Annotated in this window: 26 protein-coding genes; all 26 read right to left on the bottom strand. The window is 51.9% G+C overall.

Annotation, left to right across the window (positions count from 1 at the left end; all coding sequences use genetic code 11):
• Positions 1-57: 57 nt before the first annotated feature.
• Positions 58-471 carry a hypothetical protein gene (locus LOK74_RS21685; RefSeq protein WP_230044049.1) on the bottom strand — a complete coding sequence of 138 codons (414 nt, stop codon included), beginning with the start codon at positions 469-471 and terminating at the stop codon, positions 58-60.
• Complete coding sequence (locus LOK74_RS21680; RefSeq protein WP_230044048.1) at positions 471-623, bottom strand: hypothetical protein; 153 nt, start codon at positions 621-623, stop codon at positions 471-473. Before LOK74_RS21680 ends, LOK74_RS21685 begins: the two co-directional genes overlap by 1 nt.
• 3 nt (positions 624-626) lie before the next feature.
• Complete coding sequence (locus LOK74_RS21675; RefSeq protein WP_230044047.1) at positions 627-1,037, bottom strand: hypothetical protein; 411 nt, start codon at positions 1,035-1,037, stop codon at positions 627-629.
• A gap of 40 nt (positions 1,038-1,077) precedes the next feature.
• Positions 1,078-1,221, bottom strand: a complete 144-nt coding sequence (locus LOK74_RS21670) for a hypothetical protein (protein WP_230044046.1) — start codon at positions 1,219-1,221, stop codon at positions 1,078-1,080.
• Positions 1,222-1,425 (bottom strand): hypothetical protein, encoded by a 204-nt coding sequence (locus LOK74_RS21665; protein ID WP_230044045.1) that lies wholly within the window; start codon positions 1,423-1,425, stop codon positions 1,222-1,224.
• Positions 1,425-1,595 carry a hypothetical protein gene (locus LOK74_RS21660; protein ID WP_230044044.1) on the bottom strand — a complete coding sequence of 57 codons (171 nt, stop codon included), beginning with the start codon at positions 1,593-1,595 and terminating at the stop codon, positions 1,425-1,427. Before LOK74_RS21660 ends, LOK74_RS21665 begins: the two co-directional genes overlap by 1 nt.
• 10 nt (positions 1,596-1,605) lie before the next feature.
• On the bottom strand, positions 1,606-2,445 hold the full coding sequence (locus LOK74_RS21655) for a hypothetical protein (RefSeq protein WP_230044043.1): 840 nt from the start codon (positions 2,443-2,445) through the stop codon (positions 1,606-1,608).
• Entirely contained in the window at positions 2,446-3,351 is a 906-nt protein-coding gene (locus tag LOK74_RS21650) for a hypothetical protein (protein ID WP_230044042.1), read from the bottom strand.
• Complete coding sequence (locus LOK74_RS21645; protein ID WP_230044041.1) at positions 3,348-4,697, bottom strand: ATPase, T2SS/T4P/T4SS family; 1,350 nt, start codon at positions 4,695-4,697, stop codon at positions 3,348-3,350. Before LOK74_RS21645 ends, LOK74_RS21650 begins: the two co-directional genes overlap by 4 nt.
• Positions 4,697-5,836 (bottom strand): CpaE/TadZ family protein, encoded by a 1,140-nt coding sequence (locus tag LOK74_RS21640; protein ID WP_230044040.1) that lies wholly within the window; start codon positions 5,834-5,836, stop codon positions 4,697-4,699. The genes LOK74_RS21645 and LOK74_RS21640 overlap by 1 nt, the downstream gene beginning before the upstream one ends.
• Positions 5,833-6,627: a CpaB family protein gene (locus LOK74_RS21635; protein ID WP_230044039.1), complete on the bottom strand. Its 795-nt coding sequence runs from the start codon at positions 6,625-6,627 to the stop codon at positions 5,833-5,835. The genes LOK74_RS21640 and LOK74_RS21635 overlap by 4 nt, the downstream gene beginning before the upstream one ends.
• 77 nt (positions 6,628-6,704) lie before the next feature.
• Complete coding sequence (locus tag LOK74_RS21630; RefSeq protein WP_230044038.1) at positions 6,705-7,607, bottom strand: P-loop NTPase family protein; 903 nt, start codon at positions 7,605-7,607, stop codon at positions 6,705-6,707.
• Between the two features lie 5 nt (positions 7,608-7,612).
• Complete coding sequence (locus LOK74_RS21625; protein ID WP_230044037.1) at positions 7,613-8,395, bottom strand: hypothetical protein; 783 nt, start codon at positions 8,393-8,395, stop codon at positions 7,613-7,615.
• Positions 8,396-8,578: 183 nt separating this feature from the next.
• Positions 8,579-8,860, bottom strand: a complete 282-nt coding sequence (locus LOK74_RS21620) for a hypothetical protein (protein ID WP_230044036.1) — start codon at positions 8,858-8,860, stop codon at positions 8,579-8,581.
• Between the two features lie 129 nt (positions 8,861-8,989).
• Positions 8,990-9,628: a DUF4046 domain-containing protein gene (locus tag LOK74_RS21615; protein ID WP_230044035.1), complete on the bottom strand. Its 639-nt coding sequence runs from the start codon at positions 9,626-9,628 to the stop codon at positions 8,990-8,992.
• Positions 9,629-9,731: 103 nt separating this feature from the next.
• A complete protein-coding gene (locus LOK74_RS21610) occupies positions 9,732-10,229 on the bottom strand; it encodes a DUF2188 domain-containing protein (RefSeq protein WP_230044034.1) in 498 nt (165 codons plus the stop codon).
• Positions 10,222-10,647 (bottom strand): TadE/TadG family type IV pilus assembly protein, encoded by a 426-nt coding sequence (locus LOK74_RS21605; protein ID WP_230044033.1) that lies wholly within the window; start codon positions 10,645-10,647, stop codon positions 10,222-10,224. The genes LOK74_RS21610 and LOK74_RS21605 overlap by 8 nt, the downstream gene beginning before the upstream one ends.
• Complete coding sequence (locus tag LOK74_RS21600) at positions 10,638-11,135, bottom strand: A24 family peptidase (RefSeq protein WP_230044032.1); 498 nt, start codon at positions 11,133-11,135, stop codon at positions 10,638-10,640. Before LOK74_RS21600 ends, LOK74_RS21605 begins: the two co-directional genes overlap by 10 nt.
• Entirely contained in the window at positions 11,132-11,311 is a 180-nt protein-coding gene (locus LOK74_RS21595; protein ID WP_230044031.1) for a Flp family type IVb pilin, read from the bottom strand. Before LOK74_RS21595 ends, LOK74_RS21600 begins: the two co-directional genes overlap by 4 nt.
• A 131-nt stretch (positions 11,312-11,442) precedes the next feature.
• Positions 11,443-12,348, bottom strand: coding sequence for a type II secretion system F family protein (locus LOK74_RS21590; protein WP_230044030.1), 906 nt, complete (start codon positions 12,346-12,348; stop codon positions 11,443-11,445).
• A complete protein-coding gene (locus LOK74_RS21585) occupies positions 12,348-13,244 on the bottom strand; it encodes a type II secretion system F family protein (protein ID WP_230044029.1) in 897 nt (298 codons plus the stop codon). Before LOK74_RS21585 ends, LOK74_RS21590 begins: the two co-directional genes overlap by 1 nt.
• A 28-nt stretch (positions 13,245-13,272) precedes the next feature.
• Positions 13,273-14,769, bottom strand: coding sequence for a TadA family conjugal transfer-associated ATPase (locus LOK74_RS21580; protein WP_230044028.1), 1,497 nt, complete (start codon positions 14,767-14,769; stop codon positions 13,273-13,275).
• Between the two features lie 10 nt (positions 14,770-14,779).
• Positions 14,780-16,192: a CpaE/TadZ family protein gene (locus tag LOK74_RS21575; RefSeq protein WP_230044027.1), complete on the bottom strand. Its 1,413-nt coding sequence runs from the start codon at positions 16,190-16,192 to the stop codon at positions 14,780-14,782.
• Complete coding sequence (locus LOK74_RS21570; RefSeq protein ID WP_230044026.1) at positions 16,189-16,932, bottom strand: RcpC/CpaB family pilus assembly protein; 744 nt, start codon at positions 16,930-16,932, stop codon at positions 16,189-16,191. Before LOK74_RS21570 ends, LOK74_RS21575 begins: the two co-directional genes overlap by 4 nt.
• A 319-nt stretch (positions 16,933-17,251) precedes the next feature.
• Positions 17,252-18,790, bottom strand: coding sequence for an esterase/lipase family protein (locus tag LOK74_RS21565; protein WP_230044025.1), 1,539 nt, complete (start codon positions 18,788-18,790; stop codon positions 17,252-17,254).
• Between the two features lie 429 nt (positions 18,791-19,219).
• Positions 19,220-20,290 carry a ribosome small subunit-dependent GTPase A gene (gene rsgA / locus LOK74_RS21560; RefSeq protein ID WP_230044024.1) on the bottom strand — a complete coding sequence of 357 codons (1,071 nt, stop codon included), beginning with the start codon at positions 20,288-20,290 and terminating at the stop codon, positions 19,220-19,222.
• Positions 20,291-20,340: the final 50 nt, after the last annotated feature.

The following is a 20,340-nucleotide window of genomic DNA, read 5'->3' as shown; positions in this document are numbered from 1 at the left end:
CTCCTAGCACTGTCTTGTACTGCTCCCTCACCTTTTAGCCGAACTAGGCCTACAAATCTACAAATCGTAATCCATTACGTTAATCGTTCCGATCCTGCTGACGGTGATCCGTTCCCTCTCCAAGAACAACCTGGTGATAGAGGGATAGGGTACCCCGATCAGCAGACGAAACTGATCTTCGTGACTCCACAGCAACGGATCGGCGGCACTTAGTCGACTGACCTCAACCGTCACGTCGGCCGCTTGAATACGAAATCCTTTTCCGGTTAGCTCTTGCTCAATGAAGCTGCGGACAGCCTGTTCTACGTCCTGCTGGTTTAATCCGCCGCGGTTGCTGATGTATTTGGATGCGGAGATACTAATATCTGCCAGTTCACTCTGTACCTGCATCACAATATGTACCTGTACCACTCCCAGTGGGACCACCAACAGAACGGCCACACAGAGAAAGGTTGTGATCAACTGCCCCATCAGACCACTCCAAAGCTTGTCGCCCGCTCCAGCAGCTTCTCAAAAAACGTTTGACAAGCATCCAGCAGATTGTCAGGTCCGGTCATCAACACAGTTGCGGACAATGGGACGACAATCACCGTCAGAGCCAATACCGAGATCAGTTTGTTCATACGTTACCACTCCGGACTAAAGTATTCGGAGGGGCGGCTGCCTGTAAACAAGAAGTCCCTCTCCCCCTCCTGAAAATAATGAAGCCACTGAGAAACCTGTGAAGGACGAATCCGCACAACGAGCAAAACATGTTGGTTCTGTTCCTTTTTTGCCCGGGCTGTAGCAGTTCGCGGCAAGGTACCAGTAAAATAATCTGCATCAAGAGGCTGCCAGCCAAACGAGTCGAGTTTTGCGGTATAGTACTGTTCAAGACGACTGTCCAGATATCCGATATCCTGCATGTCATCCAAGATGTCAGAATAAAATCCGCGAGCCATCGCCCGCTCCAATGAGTAGATCTCGATGCAGACGATCATGGAAAAGATCGTGATCAATACTCCTAAGCAGATGATAAAAACAGTCAATTTGTTCATCGCCGATTCTCCATGCCGAGTCGTTTCCGATACCGACCCGTTAGTGAAAGATTAGGGTGGAAGCTGTATGCACACGCACCTGCTGGCTCTGGTTTACTTTTTCCACCGGGCCCAGTGCCCATAGGGCGGTGGACAGCATCCCAACCATGACGACAATCACGAAAAGGGAAATTACGTGCGTCATTTAATCCCCACTTGTGTAGCTGGTGCCGTTTTGCATGGTAAACTGGACGCGCGCGTTTCGGGTGTCGTAGTTGAGTGAGGATACCGAGTCATTAATATTTTCCGCAGAGTTGATTGCTGAGGGAGACAATTCGTTGCCGTACGAGCTTACGCCAATCCCCAACACCATCACACATGCGAGAAAGATAAAGAACATTTTGGACATTACTTACCACTCCCATTCGAATTATTTGGTATTGCTTGATCGATCCAAGTGACCGCTTTGTCGCGAAGTCCGTTTTCCTTCACGATCGATTCGTTGATTTCACTCATACTAGCCACCACAATTCCCAAGGTAAAGACGATGCACATAATAATCGCAAATAGTTTTGTCATAATCCTTCTCCTACGTCAGATATTTGTCGAGGATTTCCGTCAACAGCTTGTACCAGGGGAACATGGCTACAATCAGTCCGATGTAAAAAGCAGGGTAGACGATGATACTGTAGCCAATTCCCAACGATTTGAGCTTTTTGCGGTGACGATGCATCCTTCTGTTGTCCACCGTCCACTCCAGACGATGCATCGTCAGGGCAATCATGTCCGGGGAAAGCTGTTCCACCGTCCGCATGTTGGAGACAAGCATAACGGCATCGTCAATGCCTAAATCCCTCTTGAGGCGCTCTAACGCCTGGAAGCGATCGCGATTCCATTCCGATAAAGATGGAATATAGTGCTTCAGTTTTCGCGTAGGCCGCGCCGCTTTTACCATCGCATCGTATGGCGGAACCTGGTTTTCCAAGAGGTTGGCATACCGGTTGACAAATCGGGCAATGTCCAGACTAAGCGTCTCCTCCCGAATACCGGCCCACCCTTTCAGGATCAGGTAGGGGAAAAAGTACCCGATACAGGGAATTAGGCAAATGAAAAGGAGCGATAGGGAGGCCGCACGACTTAGCACAGCCCACAACAAGAGAATAACGAGCAAGCCAACCCCCGACATCCATTGAACGCCTATCCACTCCGCCTTCCCCCAACCAAACAGTCGCCCCGACCTGTTAAGCAGACGTTCCCAGTGCTCGTCCTCCTCCTTTTCCACTGCTTCTCTCCATGTGTTCAAAAGTCCGGTTGGGATCAGCAGTTTCCTGCGCCGTGTACCAGCTAGCTGGACCCCCCAGAGGAAAAACGAAACAAATAGACAAATGCCTCCAAGCGAGACGAACAGATACAGCAGGTTGATCTGCATCTAGCCATGCCTCCTCCCCCAGATAAATGCCAGCAGGATTGATAAGGACCACACGGTAACAGCGAGCGATAGTAGGGCTTGTCCATCAGGGGTCAAAAAGTACAGGCGATACGTGTCCTTCAACAGAGTGTGATTGTAGGGAATCAACAATAGAGAAATGATGATCACCAAAATCAAGCTGATCCAGATACCGTAGATTTCACTCCGCCTCTCTTCCCGCTCTCCCTGCTCAATAAACATCTCGCTGGTCAAGCGGTTTAATGCACTTTGAATATCAGCCGTCTCCCCTTCCAAACCACTCGTGATGTACATCGAGAAATCATGTGCCCACACATGGTTGATCCGCTCGGCAAACGATTCGATCGCTTTTAGCGCACCTGTTCCGTCTGCCATCGTATTGTTGAGCAGGATGAGCTCTCCCTGTAGGTCCTTCGGACAATCAGCTACCATGTCTCGAAATGCCAGCACGATGTTTTTGCGACTGCTGTAATGCCTGGTGAACAGGTCGACAAAGTGAGCAAATGAACGGATCATTTTGTTGACCCGGACGATATATCTGGCAAACAGAATCAGGGTTGGACTGATCAGCAGAAGCACGAACAACGACAGCGAAACCACAATATTGCCGATCAACAGCCCTGCCCCAAAACCGATGACCGAACAGCACAATGACAGCAGGGCGTATCCTTCTGGTGTCATCCTGCTATCGGTCACACTGCACCAAATCGCGTAACGCTGATACAAATACCTTCCGTTTTTGTCTTCCAGCAGCTTGGAGCGGAGTGCCGCAACCGTCTTGGAGTATAACACATTGGGGGCTGACCAGTTTTTCTGTAGAACTACACCTGCTGTCAAAAAGGCGACCACCAGGCAGATGCCCGTCGGGATCAGCAGCAGTGTAATCATAACTGCCTCCCAATATCCGTTACGCCCAATTCCTGCAAGACGGAAAGGTTTGCTTCCCCCATATGGCACATATACTCGACCAACTCGCCAGAGAGCTTCTTACCTGTCCATTCGTACTCGCCCGTTGCCACATTTCGTACAACCAGAGGGACTGACTCTACCCGCTGCATCTCTTGATTCCACTGCGTCGTATTGATTGCATCGATAAAACGGTGTCCATCGTTGCGATATTTCAGCGAATTGATGAAATTGACTGCCCGGCTGATCCGCTCTTGCGTCAACTCGATGCTGCGCCCTCCATACTGGTAAACCAGATCCGTCAAATCGTTTAATGCCTGGTGGGGAAACCGCTCGTGCAGGGCGGCGATCGTCGCATCGGTCCCACGAATCCCCGCGTTGATAAAATGATGGGCTTCGATTGGCTCCCTGATCTCACCGATCAGCACAGTATTGGCCGTCGATCGGTATACGTCTTTAAATGAACTGGTCAGGTCGATACCGATCTCTTCAACGTTTTGGAGTTCAATCACTTCTCCAGGCCATACGTCGCCGAAGCGCATCTCATGCTCGCTCTCGTAGATCGTCACGTATTCCTTGGCCGGATTTTTTAGCTTCAGCATGCAGATCATCAATGTCGTTTTCCCTGCAGCCATCGGACCGATCACCAGCAGATTCCCCCGACCGTACACCTGCTGCTCCAACAGGGCCTGCACCCTCTCATCGAATGTAGGATGCTCCTGTGTACGCAGCTGATCAAGTGAAAAGCTTACAGTCGTAAAGCGTCTGACGATAAGTGTCGGCATCCGGGAGTATGGATAGGTAAACATCGTCAAACGAGCTTTTATCTTTTCCAGATAGCCGCTTAATCGCGGCTTTTTCTCGTGAAAAGTTAAGCCGGCTGCATTGCTCAACTTTTGCTGGAGAATCTCTACTTCCCGCCAGCTCGGCTGGTAGGGAAAAAACTTTTTGATCCCCTTCTCTAAATAGGCAACTGGTTTTCCAGCGGTTATGCGCACCTCTTCCACCCATGGTGAGAGCTGCAAAATGACATCAAGGATGCCCCATCCATAGGTGGCATACGTTAACCCCTCATAGACATTAACCTTAGGCAGTACTTGCTCAACGATCGGCCTGTCCAGAATCTCTTCAAAGTAGTGCTGCAGCCGCAGAATGATATGTTGTTGACTCTCCCTGTCGCCATGCTCGGCAAGCGTCAGGATGCGCTGCATCTCCAGACGTTCTTCTCTACCTTTGCCATAATGATTCAGATAGTCCCTAGCTGCCTGCTTGATGTCCTCGATACCTCGTATCTGGCTGGCTTCCCAGCGCCTGGCTTCCGCGATCATCAGGATACCGTCACCCCTTCCCTGTTCACCATCTCCTCAGCCAACCCCCGTAAGCTGTTGATGTACTCTCTCGGAGGGAACAATTCTTCCACCAATACGCTGCGGGTCAGCAATGATTGAACCAGTCTGCCGGACGGAAGCCGCGGGATCGACCAATACAGCGGAAGCAGCGATACCTCCTTGATCCTCCTGATGCTGATGGCATCCCGCTCGTAGCTGCTGACCAACAGACACAAGTTGGGCATAAGAGGTTGCCACCGCTTTGCCCAGTTGGATGCACCCGATAGACTAAAGGGATCGGAGCGGGCGAAAAACAGGTTGCAGTCCGCTTCCTGCATGAGTCGGTGCAAAGCTTCCGTCTCAGGGAAGCAGCAGCCATAATCGACAAAGATGAAATCAAACCGGCTACGCAAAACAGCAAGCAGCACCGAGATCTCATGGCTTCTCCACCGGCTGATCCCGCTGGAATAGAACAGGTTGGGAATAAAATCGCTCGGTTTGAAAGCCAAATACCAATCCCTTCTCTCGGCCGCCGCCAAACTGATCAGATCAGGACGAAACAGGGAAAGCTGATGCCGATCCAAGGCGAAAAAGTGGGTCAGGTCAGGCTTTTCCACACTCAAGTCGATCACCGCAACAGATAGGCCCGGGTTTCGTCGGGCCAGAACCGCAGGGTAGTTAATGGCAAAAGTGGTCACACCCGCCCCACCATGGCTGCATAGGGTATATACTTTCCCCTCTTTACCTCGTTCAGTCTGCTTCGTCTGTACAGAATCATGCGCGGACAGACCCAGCACGCTTTCCAGCTGCCTGCTGATTTCCTGATATGTCAAGCTGGCAGGCAGCACATATGTATTGGAGAAATGCTCATCGGCAACCATCCTTTTCATCATCTGCTCGTCTTTATGGAGCGGGACGATAATTTTGAGCATCTCCGCAGGCAGCTGTGACCTAAGAGAGGGCATCCATTCCCATAACGGCTGGTCAAACATCTCCGAAAACAGAATTACTGCATCAGGCCTATATAAGGCGGCCAGCGCGAAGCACTCCTCCGGCTGATCAGTGGACAAAACCTCACATGCAGGGGGCATGAACGTCCCCACCATGGACTTCATAGGGAAGCAAACGATCGTCTTCAAGAAGCTTGATCCCCCTTTTCTCGCAGAACGTAGCCGATCTGAATGGTGCCGTACTGCATCGCTTCGATTAATGTCTCGTACTGTTTGTCCGTTAAGTTAAATCCGATAAATGCCGGGATGGAAGTTGGCTGAGCCCGGTAATCCCGATACCTCCGCTCATCTCCGGCCGGCCTCCTGTTCTCTGATGCATGAAAAAATGCATCTCCCATTGACGTTCCACCAGGCAGCAGTTGAGGCTCCAGCGTATAGATCTCAGCTCCATTGCTATCTTTTACGCTAACCAATTGGGTCTCGAACAACTTCTCGGCCGATGGGCTGTTTATCTGAAAAGTTGCTGGAGGGGGCAGCAGCTCCAGTTGATCCTGTGATTTGTAGCGAACCCATACCTTGACATGATCCCCTTTACGCAGTTCTGTCACAGGCAGGATAGAATTGAGCGGAAACTCGTATCTCGCCTTTCCCGGATCAGGCAGCAGGTACGCATCGGATAGTTTTTGTCCAACGATTTGTTCATCGGCGAACAGCATTTGTATGCTGTACTTTCCCACCACCTCCTCCAGTGATGAGAAAGAACCCTCCAGCAACTCGTCCACCTCTTCCTGTACCACCACCACATCGTTTTGAGTAATCGGCTCATAAGGCGCGATCACTCTCCCCTCCGCTACTTTGACAACCGGTGCAAACAACTTTTCCTGTGCCAATACCTCCAGATATCTCGTCGCTCCATAGAGCGAGCCGCCTGCAAGCAAGAACGAGATCAGGCTGATGATTAGCAATGTCTTCTTTTTCATAGATCCTCTCCCTTGTCTATTGCGGTCTGACTACATAGGCCTTGTATCTTCAGACGCTTTCTATCCTCCGTCATCACTCAAGCGTGATCGATGTTTGCGGGGCAGTTGACCAGCGGTTCAAACCACTTGGCATGCTCCGCAAACATCTCCAGCAGCAACTTTCCTTTGATCTGAGCGGCACTAACTTCTGCCCCATCAAACGCTGGCAGATGGGCACTTGCTCCCGTAGGGACTATCCCTTCCCCCCATAGCGAAAGGGTACCCTCCACTTTTTTTAAAACGGAGGACCGACCAAGCGTTGGGTTCCATTTGTTTGCAATCAGCCGGATTTTTTTCCGATTGCTTTTCCAGATCACCGGAAACGGTTCTGTTATCAATTGGCGGGTGAGCCGGGGCAGATCAGAATCAAAGACGAGCCATAGTTCATCAGACCAATCCGCGATCCAACCAGCCACCTCCTCTCGCCAATGTGACGAAAGATCTATGATCAACAACGGCGATTCCCTGCGACAAGACAAAAACCAATTGACGACATCGGACTGCGTCACCTGACGCGAAACAGCCGTTGGAAGAGTCACCCATACTCTCAGCATTCCGCCTAGTAAATGGATCAGCCTCGTATCCCGCCCAGTTCCGTGATGATCCGACTCCACAGAACTCCCTCGTCGTTCACTGTCAAAGGAAAAGTAAAAATAAGATGTTTTTGTTGGATTCTCACACAAGGTGGTCTTGATTTGTCGTTCGGCAAAAAGTAAGGCAGCGTTGCTAGAGACAAAGCTGGCTCCCGCCTGGGAGTATAAACTTGCCACAGCAATCGTGCGAGGCATCTGATGATGGTCTGCAGCAGCAGGCTCGCTGGGGGCGGCAGCCAGACGCTCCTTTAGATGATGCCAGCGTCGCTCTTCTTCATCCGTCATCTGAAAGGTTTTTTCCTCCAGTTGACGAAAATGAGTGATAAACTTCTGAACATCTTTACGCATCTCGATCAGCCCACGTGTGGTGAGTCTGCAGTTTTGCGAGAATCCTCACTCTTCTCTTCTGTCGCTCTCATGGAGACGTACTTCTCAACCTTCTCGGCCATAGCCGGTATGGACAAGGTGTGGCGATGATAGTAAAAAATTTTGCGTACTCGCTCTCTCTCCTGAGGAGTTAGTTCTGGCTTCATCTCGTATGCTTTCTCCATCAATTGAGACAGTTCCAGATTGTTGGGGCGCCCTCGCCGCGTCGGCTTGGCAAAATACGCCTGCTGCTGTTTGTCAAATGCCGTCGGATATTCGATCAACCAAACATCGATCAACGCCTCAATATCTTGATAAACATGAATCCCCATTTTGTGTAAGTGGCGATAGTACATAAAAGTGTTACGCTCCCCCCCTTTTTTCCAACGCAGCATGTACCCGTCAGCCGAAGTAAGAAATACGGTTAACTCTTTTACCAACTCATCACGCGAACTCGGCTTGCGAGTTGCGATCGTTTCTTTCACCAACCCGTATAGCACCGGATGAAAGCTTGCATCTGCGGATGGATTGCTGCATTGGGCCGCATACCATTGTTCAACCGCACTGTCAAAATCGCGCCGGCAGTTGGACAAGTTCAGTTCATCGAGGTGCCGGTAGAATTCGTCGATATTGTACTCGCTCAGCACTTCTTCCTGATACGAGGTGAAAACATAATCGATAAATGCCTGTTTCAACTCCTCTTTACCCAACAGCCCATTCTGCCGTTCATGGCAGCGTTCAACCAATTGGAATGAATTTTCAACCAGCATGTATGATTCCCCCTCAAAGTTACATAATTATGAAATTTATGATTAGATTCTGTATGATGCCAGAAACTCGTAAGCATAAATCCGTGCGTAACCGGTTCATGCAGGTCATTTGATGGGCAACCGGTACGAGATACAGGAATCCCGCCCCGCACCCAGTGGTGCAAGGCGGAATGGTCGGGAGAGCTAAACGTAATAGAAGTACAATTCCTCTCCCGTCGGAAAGAGAAGAGCAATTCTTCCCCTCCGCTCCATGACGGTTGGAGCAGTCTCCATCACAATCATTCCGTCATTTACTACAATCCGGTTCCCAAATCGATGAATGGACTCGATTTGAAAGAACCCTGCGGGCACTCTTTCCACTGAAAGAGATTTGCCCGGCTTGTGCTTTTGGTAGCGTACGCGCCTGCCCAAAAGCGCCTCCACCGTCATGGTGGAAGCATGGTGAGCTTCTACTGTTGTTGCCATCCGCAACGCCTCCTTTTCTCACCACAAGTTTTACGGCCGTTTCATACTGCTTATAAGCATATGAAACTACTATCACCGTAAAAAAAGACAGAGGCGTCTGCAAATATTTTTCTTATAATCATTTTTTTGTCATCCAATCTCGATCTCCACTGCCTCCTCCATCCACAAAGCGGGATCAGCCAGTGCTGGATACAACTCCGTAATCAGGTCGTAGGGCGAAAAGTAGAGGGTATCGACCAGTATTTTCAGCTTGTAGGTTCTAAGAATCCGGTAGGCTTGTTCCGTTTTTGAGAAAATTTGCGGGAGCATGCGCTCATCTTGAATATTTAGAATGTTTTTCCATAGATGGTCAAAACAAATCCGGGCCCGTTCTTCTCCCTTCACACTCTGAAAGTAATGTGGGGGAAAGTGCCTGCGTACTCCTGCCAGCACCTCCTGATACACCCACATCACTTTCTGTTCTTCTGTCGGTCTCGGTAAATAGGGATAGGCGTACTCCACCAGGTAGTACACATCGTTAGGTTTCGCTTCTACGGGGGGTTCAATGTACTCGCGGACGAGGTGCAGCTTTAGTTCCTTTACATCCTTGATGCTTAATCGTTCCCGGGCTTGTTCCGGCGTCCACTGCCTCACATGCTCAATCGCGTAACGCAAAACGAGTTGAATCTTTTTTTTGCGGTACTGAATGTCTTCAAACTCATATGGGGAAAAACGTTTTTGTTGGCCATTTAAGATTCTTTTATACCGTTCTATGATGGTTGAAGGCATTTCCTGTTCCTCCTGCCATTTCCTTTTACTCTACCCTAACACGACAAATTAGGACAAAAATAATAGGACTATTTGCGGATAACGCCTTCATGCGACACGTTGGCTACAAACCTGACTGGGACACGCGGTGCAGCCCTGTCGAAACAGACTGCCAAAATAAGCTCCAATCACTTTCCAACTGCAGCACAATGTGGTAGATTCCCTGTCGGTAAAGGTAGCGTCGTTCCCCTTTTTGGTGGATGGCCGACAAATTCTTTACCGATTGTGGAAACCCGGCTCTGTTGCGGCTAAGCAAAATCGCTGCTTCCTCTCTGGCGCCGCGCACGATCTTTGCTCCATGCTGTATTGCCTCCAGCTTCGTCGCAAATAATATCGTTCGCCGCTGCCCGTCTTCCGCCGTATAAGTCCATTTGCCGGCCGCGCGAGCACCTTTGCTGACGAGATCGGCTGTCTGCTGCGCTCTCATCTCTACCAATCCTGCCTGTCCGACTAGCAGCAGCAGTGAGCAAAAGCCGCCTAGGCACAAAAAGAAAAAGAGCGCGGTGACAACTACCGTTCCCCGCTCTTCCATAGCCAGATGAACCAGTGATTTTCTAGTCACGGTCAAAACCCCCCGCATTCTCGATCATCATATGGTAGGATTCGACGATGCGCTGCTCTCCTCCAGATGCAGGCTGCTTAAAAGTAAGAATGGCCACTGCTTTGATGTGGTTCCCCTTCCGCCATCTCCCTTCCGGTACAATCCGAATCTCCGCCTGTTCAGCACCGATCGTATCGTCCAGCTCTGCAAGCCCTCTCTGTTCGGCGTGATAACGAGCTAAACCGAAGTTAGGCTGCAGACACGCGATTCGCCCTGCTTCATATGCAGCTGCCAGTACTTTTTGCCGGTTGTACAGCAGGGAAAACTGGTCAACGGCGAACAAGAACAAAAACCAGAGCAGCGGCATGACAAAGATGAACTCCAACAGCTGACTTCCCCGCTCAGATCGAAGCAGTCGGCTGAGTTCTCTTACCCCCATCCTGCGCCCTCCCAGCTCCAGAGGCAGAAGGCAAGAAACAGACAGACGGCATAGGGCAAAGCCATTGCTGACTGCTCATGGCTCGGCAGCCAAATCTGACGATGAGCCAGCCATCCTGCTGACAATCGCAACAAGTTGTCATGCAGCGATCGCCACCGATGCGGACGACACAGCAGCAGGCACATACCGATCAAAAGGGAGAGAAGAAACAACGTGTACACAACCTGCCCGCTTGTCCATGCTCCAACAGCCATCAGCAGTTTTTGATCTCCCATGCCCATGCTGCGGAGTACAACAGGCAAAAAGCTGAGGACAAAGGCGATGCCAACGCCCCCTGCGGACCGCCACCCTCCTCCAATCCATATCTGGTAGCTGATCCCCAGCAGCATGGAGGGAAAGAGCAATGCATTGGGTACCTTTCGAAACCGCCAATCCCAACACGCTGCAACCAGTAAGAACCCAAACAGGTAGACAGCCGGAATCGTCACTTGCTGATTTTTTCTTTCAGTTCTTTCAGTTTTTCGTCCTGTGCCTCCCCGAGCTCGGCCAGAGTGGGAATCAACAGGATCAAGATGACGGCGACGATAATCACCATCTCTACAATTGTCACGGCCTCCTCTTCTCGATAGAAACGACGTACGTAAGCGGCGACAGCATGCCCCATCATTCATCCTCCTTTCTTGTTACTCCCAATCTCCCAAAAGATAGAGAGTCTCGCAAAATATTTTTGCGGGGTACAAATCCATTGTAAAAATGGCAGGTGACTAAGCTGTCAGCACGACCCCGTTTTCCGATCTACAACTGCTCGCGAATGCCGATAAATGACGGCCCCATTACCAAAAACAACAGCGGTACACCCATGCACACAATCAGCAGCGGCAAAAGCCGAACCGTCAGACGATTTACCTGTGCCGCCGCTTCGTCTTCCTGCTGCCGCAGATGCTCTTCTATATGCATGGCAAGCAGTTCAGAAATACTCGTCCCTTTTGTAATCGCTTCATCGATATCGGCTGCAATCGACATCAGGCTGTCCACACTCCAGCGAAAAGCCAACTCCTCCAATGCCCTGCGCCAATTGCCGTGCCGCTTTTCGGCCAGTTCCAGCGAAGCCAATTCCCGTCCCAACCTGCTGCGGGCCCGCTTTGCCGTGGCCATCACAGCACCGTAAATCGGCATCCCCGCTTCCACCAACGCTTGCACAATACTAAAAAAAGCAGGGACTTGTGAACGAATCTGCCGTTTCGCCCGATCGTCCAACCGATTCAACAGCCACGTGGGACACAAGAAAAAACCCAAGCCGCCCAAAAGCGGAAGCACGTCCACTGTCGATATCGTTTTCTGCCAACTGTACAAAGCAGCCGTATAAAACAGCAGTCCGAGCAGGATGATCGATCCTCCCAGACGGACAAGCAGAATTTCTTCCACACTGACCGCCAACCGCAAGCGCGAGAGCGTATCGGCCGTACGTTCCAGATCCAATCCGACGAGACGGGATAGCTTTTCGCGCAAACGTTGGTCTTTGCGCAAACGGATCATCCACGGCCAGCTTCGCACGGAAGCGTCTTTAAACAACTGCGTAAACTGCTGTACCTGTTCCGACTCGACACGATCCAACAACCTCTGGTACTCGTTCCTCTCTGTCAGGCAGGATGGACCAAACCATAACAGCACACCCAATCCAATCAACCAACTCGTGAGCATCACCACTCTCCTCTCTGCCGAAACGGACGAAGCGCCAAAAAACGAATCAGTTCTCCTCCCAGCAAAATCGACAGGAAACATCCCAATACCGCCAGCCTCCCGCCTATTGTCTGCGTAAGAGGCTCAAAGTGGGCCGGGTTGTTCAGATAAAGCGTAATCACAAAGAGAAACGGCATAGTGCTGAGCAGATTCACCTGAGCCAAAAGCTGCGACATCGCCGCCCGTTGCCTCCGCTGCAGCTGCTTCCTGCGCAAGATGGACGATGCCGCCAAATCCAGCGTTTTCGCCATATCTCCTCCGCTGTCCCGCTGCACGAGAACAATCGTCGCCAGATAGCCGATATCACCGGAACCCGTACGTGCTTGCAGATCTTGCAGTGCCGCCTCCAACGGCACTTGCCCGCTTACCAGCTCTACGATTCGAGCGTACTCGGTCCGAACATCCTTCGGTACATAGGGACTGCAGGCAATCATTTCAAATGCCTTCCGATAAGAAGGTGAGGTGCGGAGCGAACTGGCCATGATACGCAGGGCACGGATGTTGCCCTCTTCGAACCGCTCGATGCGTTTGGCCTGTCGGATCCCGATCAGCCGCTCGCAAATCAGAATTCCGGCCAAAAAAGTAGGCAGGCTCATCCACCAAGACTGTAGAATGAGCAGTGATACATAATACGTACCTCCACCTGAGAGCAGGCACAAAAGCAGGTATTGCACGGCTGAAAAGCCAGCCCGCCTCTTTTCAAGCCACCATGCAAATCGTTCAGCGGCACTTTTTCGCTGCCTGAGCAACGCATGGACTGCGGTATGCTCTCCCATCACCTGTCGACCTAACATGCGCTTGGGAAGCATCACTATGGCAGCAGAAAGGCCGATGATAACCGATAACATGCCAACCATCGCTGCTGCTCACCCCTCTTTGCATTCCTCACACCCGGACCGGTGTGGAAAAAAAGACCTGATCGGCCTCCTCACGGGTTAGACCCTTGGCAAGCCACTTGCGGATCATTCGCTCCGGTTTGTAACCCGTCCATCTGTATTCCCCTACCACTTTGCCTCCGACGAGCCCGGTCGGTTGAAACACGTAGATATCCTGGAGATAAACCCGATTGGGAACGATCTGCTTCACGCTGCCGGCGCGACGTATCTGCTCATCATGTGCACCGCCTGTTCCGATCACCTCTGTAACCGCCACCACTTTGCGGCTGCCGTCCTCTTCAAACCGCTTCACCTGAACAATCAGGTCGAGCGCAGAACCAATCATCAGGTTTCGCTCGTCGCTGTTGTAGTGTTCATCAGCCTTGGCAAACAAGATCGGCAGAGTGGAATCGATTAACGCACGGGGTGAGTTGGCATGGGCGGTACTCCAGCTCCCCGGATGATCGGTGTTCATCGCCCATAGAATATCGACGATCTCGGCGCCGCGCGTCTCCCCCACCACGATTACATCCGGTCGCTTTCGCAGGGAGAGACGAACACAGTCGCGAATGGAAAAGCCGCCCTTGCCCTCATAGTTGGCAGGTTTGGAGAGAAAACGCCGCACATACGGATGTTGAAACTGCATTTCCAATACGTCTTCAATCGTAATCACACTCAAGTGCTCGGGGATAAAGTGGGACAAGAGGTTAAGCAGATGGGTTTTGCCAGACCCGGTGCCGCCGCTGACGATACCGGAAGCACGAGCCAGCCCGACCGACCATTTTAAGAATTGCAGTACCGGCTCACAGATGGAGCCCAACTGCAGGTATTCGGCTTCTGTTAGCAGGTGACGATGCTTGCGGACCGTCAACATATGCCCATCGGGCGAGATCGATCGGTGAACGGCAGCGATCCGTGAACCGTCGGGTAGTTGGGTATGCATTTCCGCTTTGCTCTCATTAAATTCCCGACCCATGGTGGCAGCGATATGTTCAATCAGCCGCAGCAATTGTTCCTCATCGCGAAACAACTGCTGCTGCAGTCGTTCAATGCGTCCGGTGCTCTTTCGTTCCACCACCACATAGTCATAGCGATGGATCAGGATTTCCGATATATCCTGATCTTCCAGCAGCCCATCAAGCGGGCCCCAGCCGATCAGTTCGTGCAACAATCGCTTCCCCTCTACATCCAACTGATGACTGGTCAGGGTTGTTCTCATCTCCAACAACAGGCGAATCTCCCCCGCTATCTCTTCCAGATACGACTGATTCTGCTTCTCCTCCCACAGCCTCCGACCGTGCTTTTCCACGATCTGCATCTTGATCTCGGCAAGCTGTTCGGCGGATAGGTGCCACATCGTATTGTCTGCCGCTCCTGTATCACTTTGCAGTCTGTTGGCGGATTTTTGCTGGGCCCGCGCCTCCTCCCCCGCTGAACGACGAATGTCCGAGATCGTGGCACGGACAGGCGGATGGAGACCAAGCAGGCTTTTGCGGTCAAACGTCATAGGTTCCCCCTTATCTTTGAAACAGTTTGAACAAAAAAGAGCGCTCCTTCGGTTTGCGCGATTTCCCTTCGACCCTTTCATCTTGCCTCTCCGCAAGGGAGGGAATCAACGAACGCCCCAGTTCGGCCACCGCTTCCCTTGCTGCGGAACGGCCGGAGGCAAGCAGCAGTGGTATGCCGGTGTTGATCGTACGTTTCACCTCGGCATCATCCGGTATGGTGTAGAGCTCCTTTCCGGGATGAAGCTGAAAATAGGCTCTGATTTCCTCCAGCGTAAACATCTCTTTGCGCTGCAGACGGTTCATGCATATCTCAATCCGCTCCTCGGGGTAATCGGCTTCCCTTAGCAGCTTCAGCATGCGCTGGATGTTTTCGATCGCATCAACGACCGGATTGCCTACCATCACTACCCGTTCGGCAAAAAACAGCGCTTGGATGGTCGCGTCCGTCGTGTCCGGCGCCGTGTCGATCAGGATCACGTCGTACTCGCTTTGCTTCAGTGTCTCCAGGATGATATACAAGTGGTAGTCCTTAATCTCAAAGCTGTGGCGGATATCTCGGGGTGAGGTGAGCACATGGAGCCCTGACTCGGGATGAGTCACGACATACTGTTCCACATCTTCCGGAGAAAGGCGCAAGAGCGCACTATACTCCTGCCACTCACCGTGGGCCACCTCAGTAGGGTCACGCCCTTCCTTCTTCACCATTTCAATCAACTGTTCATCGATATTCTGCACCCAGTTGTAGAGATTGGGGCGGCGAGCAAGATTGAGCGAAGTAGCAATCGTGCCAAGGTCCAAGTTGAAATCGACGGCCAGCACCTTCAACCGGCGTCCGTTCACTTTTTGCAAGGAAAAAAAGATCGCCAACTCCCGTGATAAAAACGTCTTGCCGACGCCTCCTTTGGGTCCGTACACAGTAATCAAATGCTTCTCTTTGGATGGTTTGGGAGGTAGGGTGGCAGGCATCCCCTGGTCGATGGTTCCCCAACTGCCCGCGGCTTGCTGCCCAAGTGTTGGAGTGGACGGCAGTGAAGGCTGGCCGGTTAGATCATGGTTTCTAGACAGGTGGACAGCCATCATCTCCAATTGGGCAGCCTGTACCGGCTTGCTGATCACCCATACCCCGAGATTTCGCAAAAACGGCTCCCAGTGCGACTCCCGAACGGAACAAGCGGCGATACAGACGATCTGGGGGTAGAAAAAACGAATCTGCTGACAGAGAAAACCGAGATCCACGTCGGTCAAACTGCCTACCATCACGACCTCTGGCTGTCCTCTTTGTATCGCTTGAAGCAGATCATCAGACCGCTGTACCTCTCCGCACACTGCCAGATGTTCGCTCTCTGCCAGCTTCTGCTTCAACTCGCTGATCATCACAACGTCCTGATCAATCAGCAACAATCGACGTCGCTCAGTGTTCATTCCCCATCTCCTCCTGTACGATCCCAGCGTTTTTGCGTCCTTATCAAAGCCGCCGCGAATGTTCTGTCACCGATGCCGGGCCTTGCTTGCTCCCGTACAAATGCCTTGCCGAGCCGGATCTTCCCATAGTGCAGCGCATGTGTTAACAGCACAGCCTCCTCTTGAGTGAGCGCGATCGTCACCGCCGCCAGCTCCGTTACAGCACCATCCCACTCACGCTGAACAACCATCACCGGCATATCTTGCAGCAGCAGCCCCGTATGAGCGCCCTGCTCGTCTTCAAATGAGGCGTATACATGGACTCTGTCGCCAACGGCCAGCTGCGGCGTCACTCCGATCACATTGTCGACCGGGATGCTTAGCCCGGTCATCGACTCGTCGGCAACCAGATCCAGCTCATCTCCTCCCGCTGGAATAAAGTCACTGATCAACAACGGCGAGGCTCCATGTACCCGCCGATTTAGCGCCAGCTCCAGATACTGCTCCGCCTCCGACCACGGAATCAAGCCTGGCGGCAACCCGCTGTGATCGACAAACAATCCGCCTATCGTAAGCACACCCTCCTCGAGCTGTTCCCACTGCAGCGTTTGGCCAGCCTCTACCGTCACACCATCGCGTACTTTGACATACGAAAACGTCTCTGGCCGCAGGATCTGGTAGCTGGCCAGCGAGATCGCTCCAGCAAGCAGCAGCACAGCAGCGATCCGAACCGGGTGAACCACAGGCATATTGCGATGCAAGGTCCTTCCTCCTTTTGTTTATCCTGTTACTGGAAGGATACATGAGGGTGATAGGACAAAAAAAAGAGCCGCAACGGGCTCAAGATGGATGAAAAGAGAAGTTGGATTATTTCTACTTCTACCCAGTCCAAGCGAATCATGATCCCATATGAATGATGATGTAAGGTTCTAGAAGGAAAAATAGTAAAATCCAATGAAAAAAGGAAGGGGAGTCCCCTCCTTGGTAATCATATTTATGCAGGCGGTAATATCAGATTCTTTACGTCACCCTTGTTTCCGAACCGCATCACAGCTCTAGGGTTAGACGCCACTCTTCCCTCTAATACCTGTTGCCTTTCTCATCGACGTACACGTTTTCCAGAATCGTTCGTGCAAAGGGCACACCTTCTGCCGTTACCCCTTGAATATCAACGGTTACATTGTAGATCCCCGCTTCCCCCTGCGCGAAGGAGATTCCCTCTTCGCCGCTGAACCGTTTGCTGATCCTCTTTCCAAAGCTTCCTCTCTGCTTTTCCGGTCTAAACTCTACTCGGTACTCCGCAACCACCTGATCATCTCGAACAACGCTATCGTCAGACTGGACGCTCCACTTATTCCCCTTTTTCGAAATGTTGATCTTTTCAGACAAATCGGAGTCGTAGTGAACCGTCATCAGATACGCGTTGTCCTCCGAATTCGGTGCTGTAACGCGTATTCCCCATTCCCCCTGCCCAGGATTTTTGATTTTCACCACGTGGTGCCAGGCACCTTTAAACATCATATCGTCTTGAAACGACTCCACGTCAGCCTGACTACGCTTTCCTTCAGGAGTAATCAGCTCAATCTGCTCCACAGGATGAGCGCTTAGCCAATCGATCGTTACTTCGTTAACGTCGTTTTCGACCAAAAACACCTCCTCCACCTCACCAGAAAACTCCCCGCCGCGTACAAACAGATCGCTGGTCACCGCCTTGTGAAGCTTGCTTTTCCTGACCGCTGTCTGCTGGTCGCTCATCACACCGATCCCAGTGACGTGCGGCTCAAACAGGGCAAAAGTCTCGCCGCCCTCCTTGATTTCCGAATGGTTCCACGAACCGATCCGCAGCATGTTGCCATAGGGGAGATGGGCGCTCTCGACCGTAACCAATCCGTCGTTGTCACCGTACGCCGACAGGTACAAGCCCCCCATAAACAAGGGGTCGAATATCGATGAGTACCAGTTGTCTCCAGCCAGTGTGTAATAGGAGTTCTTGCTTCTGTTCTCGTGCGAATCGGTTACCTCGCGGAAGTAGTTCATATAACCGGTTTGCAGCGAATACGTCGCTTCATTCTGCTGCCCGATCAAGTCGGCAAGCCATCCTGCCCATGAACTGTAGGCGAGGTTGGCCACTTGCGAACCGTGATGCGGGCTGCCCAGAGTGATCACCCGTGAGACATAGGGATGGGCTCCGTAGTGAATCAGTGCTGCTTGCGTATCAATGCCTCCCTTGCTGTGGGCCACGATCACAATCTCCTTTTGAAAGTAGTCGCTCACCTTTTGGATCAATTCGGCCAACAGCAGCCCATTGTTCCACATGTTTTTTGGCGTACCTGCCGAATCATTCAGCTCCACAAACGCAGTCTGATACCCGGATTCGTAAGCGGTTTCATACATGTCGTTGTTGTCCCACCACGTGCTGGCTGCGGAATTAAGCCCCTGTACGAACAGGAGCACAGGTTTTGTGGGATCAAGGTTGGCAGGTGTTTCCCCCGCGTACCAGGTTCCCGGAACCCCTGGCGTGCCGATGATGATTCGAACTGAGCCGGCAAATACCGTTGAGGATACGAGTACCAGGGTGAACAAAAAGGTAAACAACAGGACAGCGCTTTTTCGCAACATGCCAATCTCCTCCCTCAATCAAGAGTACTGGTCACCATCCCTCACAAACAGGCATTCCTTTGTAAAATCCTGAACTTTCACACCCCCTCGACAGCGGTTTTGCGACGCATCAACAATACGGAAGCAGAGCATTAGATGGAATATTCAAATAATTATTGCGAAAAAGAAGCAGAGGCACGCCTTGTCCACAAGGATAATTACTCCTATACTTCCAAATATATCTTATTATGATTTTTTCTGGTTCGTCAATCCCTTTATACCTGCGTAGTCTTCTCCCATATCTCTCGTCCATCCGCTGCACCAGACCCGCTGTGCACTGCATGTGGTTCGACCACGTTGTGCGCTGTTGTCGCTTGGAACTTCTCCTACGAACGGAAAAACCCTTCCTAATCTGCTCGGAGAGCCGATTTAAGAAGGGCGTAACACTTATTACTGATTCCGATGCGGTTTTTGCTGCTTCAACTGCTGAGACACTTTTTTCCACTTCTCCCTCTCGGCAGCCTGCGCTTTGCGATCATCTTTTCTCGCCAGATAAGCCAATTCCCGCTGCAGTTTGCGGTAGCTGTCCAATCGTGAGCGCTCCAGACGCCCATCCTCAATCGCTGCGTTGACCGCACAGCGCGGTTCGCTATGGTGACTGCAGTCGCGGAAGTAGCACTCAGCAGCCAGTGCCTCTATGTCTTCAAAGGCGTCGCCAAACCCCTCATCCGCATCCCAGAGCTGCAGCTCACGCATACCTGGCGTATCGATCAACAGTCCGCCGCCAGGCAGCAAAATCATCTCCCGATGCGTCGTGGTATGACGGCCGCGGTCATCCTTCTGCCGCACCTCCTGCACCTCTTGGATCTCTTCTCCGTACAGTCGATTGACCAGTGTCGACTTGCCTGCGCCGGACGAACCGAGCAGTGCCACTGTCTGCCCCTCCTGCGCATAGGCAAACAGCTCGTTGATCCCCTCTCCGCTTACGGAACTCACTAAATGAACCGGGACACCAAAGGCGATGCTGTTTACCTCTTGCAGCCGCTGTTCCCGCTCAGCGCATAGGTCAGCCTTGCTCAACACAATGACTGGATTGGCTCCGCTCTCCCAGGCCAGGATCAGGTACCGCTCCATCCTGCGCAGATTGAAATCATGGTTTAGCGCGTTGACCAGAAAGACCGTGTCTACATTGGCCGCGACGATCTGCTCTTCCAACGTCCGCCCCGCTGCTTTGCGCGAAAACTTGCTGATGCGCGGCAGAATCGCCTGAATCGTCGCCCGCTGTTCCTCGGGACGTGCACGCAGCACGACCCAATCTCCGACAGCAGGGTAATCCTCCCGCCCGCTGGCCATATGTCTTATCTTTCCGGCGATCTCCGCCAGCAGTTCTCCATACTCGCTATAGACACGGTACAGGTGTTGATGCTCCAACGCTACCCTGCCTGGGACGAAGCCCTGCTCCTGATACGGGGCAAACGCTTGTTGAAAAAAGTGACTCCATCCTAACGTCCGCAATTCCACTGTGGATTCCTCCTTGAGTTTCTTGGGTTTGCAAGTGATGCTTCGTTTTT

It is taken from the genome of Brevibacillus humidisoli (genome assembly GCF_020923435.1).
Classification (GTDB): Bacteria; Bacillota; Bacilli; order Brevibacillales; family Brevibacillaceae; genus Brevibacillus_E; species Brevibacillus_E humidisoli.
This window is presented reverse-complemented; position numbering and strand designations above follow the sequence as displayed.

Bases quoted from the DNA above. Each gene is read 5' to 3' on its own strand.
- LOK74_RS21685 (WP_230044049.1), bottom strand. From the start codon at position 471: ATGGGGCAGTTGATCACAACCTTTCTCTGTGTGGCCGTTCTGTTGGTG.
- LOK74_RS21680 (WP_230044048.1), bottom strand. From the start codon at position 623: ATGAACAAACTGATCTCGGTATTGGCTCTGACGGTGATTGTCGTCCCA.
- LOK74_RS21675 (WP_230044047.1), bottom strand. From the start codon at position 1,037: ATGAACAAATTGACTGTTTTTATCATCTGCTTAGGAGTATTGATCACG.
- LOK74_RS21670 (WP_230044046.1), bottom strand. From the start codon at position 1,221: ATGACGCACGTAATTTCCCTTTTCGTGATTGTCGTCATGGTTGGGATG.
- LOK74_RS21665 (WP_230044045.1), bottom strand. From the start codon at position 1,425: ATGTCCAAAATGTTCTTTATCTTTCTCGCATGTGTGATGGTGTTGGGG.
- LOK74_RS21660 (WP_230044044.1), bottom strand. From the start codon at position 1,595: ATGACAAAACTATTTGCGATTATTATGTGCATCGTCTTTACCTTGGGA.
- LOK74_RS21655 (WP_230044043.1), bottom strand. From the start codon at position 2,445: ATGCAGATCAACCTGCTGTATCTGTTCGTCTCGCTTGGAGGCATTTGT.
- LOK74_RS21650 (WP_230044042.1), bottom strand. From the start codon at position 3,351: ATGATTACACTGCTGCTGATCCCGACGGGCATCTGCCTGGTGGTCGCC.
- LOK74_RS21645 (WP_230044041.1), bottom strand. From the start codon at position 4,697: ATGATCGCGGAAGCCAGGCGCTGGGAAGCCAGCCAGATACGAGGTATC.
- LOK74_RS21635 (WP_230044039.1), bottom strand. From the start codon at position 6,627: ATGAAAAAGAAGACATTGCTAATCATCAGCCTGATCTCGTTCTTGCTT.
- LOK74_RS21630 (WP_230044038.1), bottom strand. From the start codon at position 7,607: ATGCGTAAAGATGTTCAGAAGTTTATCACTCATTTTCGTCAACTGGAG.
- LOK74_RS21625 (WP_230044037.1), bottom strand. From the start codon at position 8,395: ATGCTGGTTGAAAATTCATTCCAATTGGTTGAACGCTGCCATGAACGG.
- LOK74_RS21620 (WP_230044036.1), bottom strand. From the start codon at position 8,860: ATGGCAACAACAGTAGAAGCTCACCATGCTTCCACCATGACGGTGGAG.
- LOK74_RS21615 (WP_230044035.1), bottom strand. From the start codon at position 9,628: ATGCCTTCAACCATCATAGAACGGTATAAAAGAATCTTAAATGGCCAA.
- LOK74_RS21605 (WP_230044033.1), bottom strand. From the start codon at position 10,647: ATGGGGGTAAGAGAACTCAGCCGACTGCTTCGATCTGAGCGGGGAAGT.
- LOK74_RS21595 (WP_230044031.1), bottom strand. From the start codon at position 11,311: ATGGGGCATGCTGTCGCCGCTTACGTACGTCGTTTCTATCGAGAAGAG.
- LOK74_RS21590 (WP_230044030.1), bottom strand. From the start codon at position 12,348: ATGCTCACGAGTTGGTTGATTGGATTGGGTGTGCTGTTATGGTTTGGT.
- LOK74_RS21585 (WP_230044029.1), bottom strand. From the start codon at position 13,244: ATGGTTGGCATGTTATCGGTTATCATCGGCCTTTCTGCTGCCATAGTG.
- LOK74_RS21580 (WP_230044028.1), bottom strand. From the start codon at position 14,769: ATGACGTTTGACCGCAAAAGCCTGCTTGGTCTCCATCCGCCTGTCCGT.
- LOK74_RS21575 (WP_230044027.1), bottom strand. From the start codon at position 16,192: ATGAACACTGAGCGACGTCGATTGTTGCTGATTGATCAGGACGTTGTG.
- LOK74_RS21565 (WP_230044025.1), bottom strand. From the start codon at position 18,790: ATGTTGCGAAAAAGCGCTGTCCTGTTGTTTACCTTTTTGTTCACCCTG.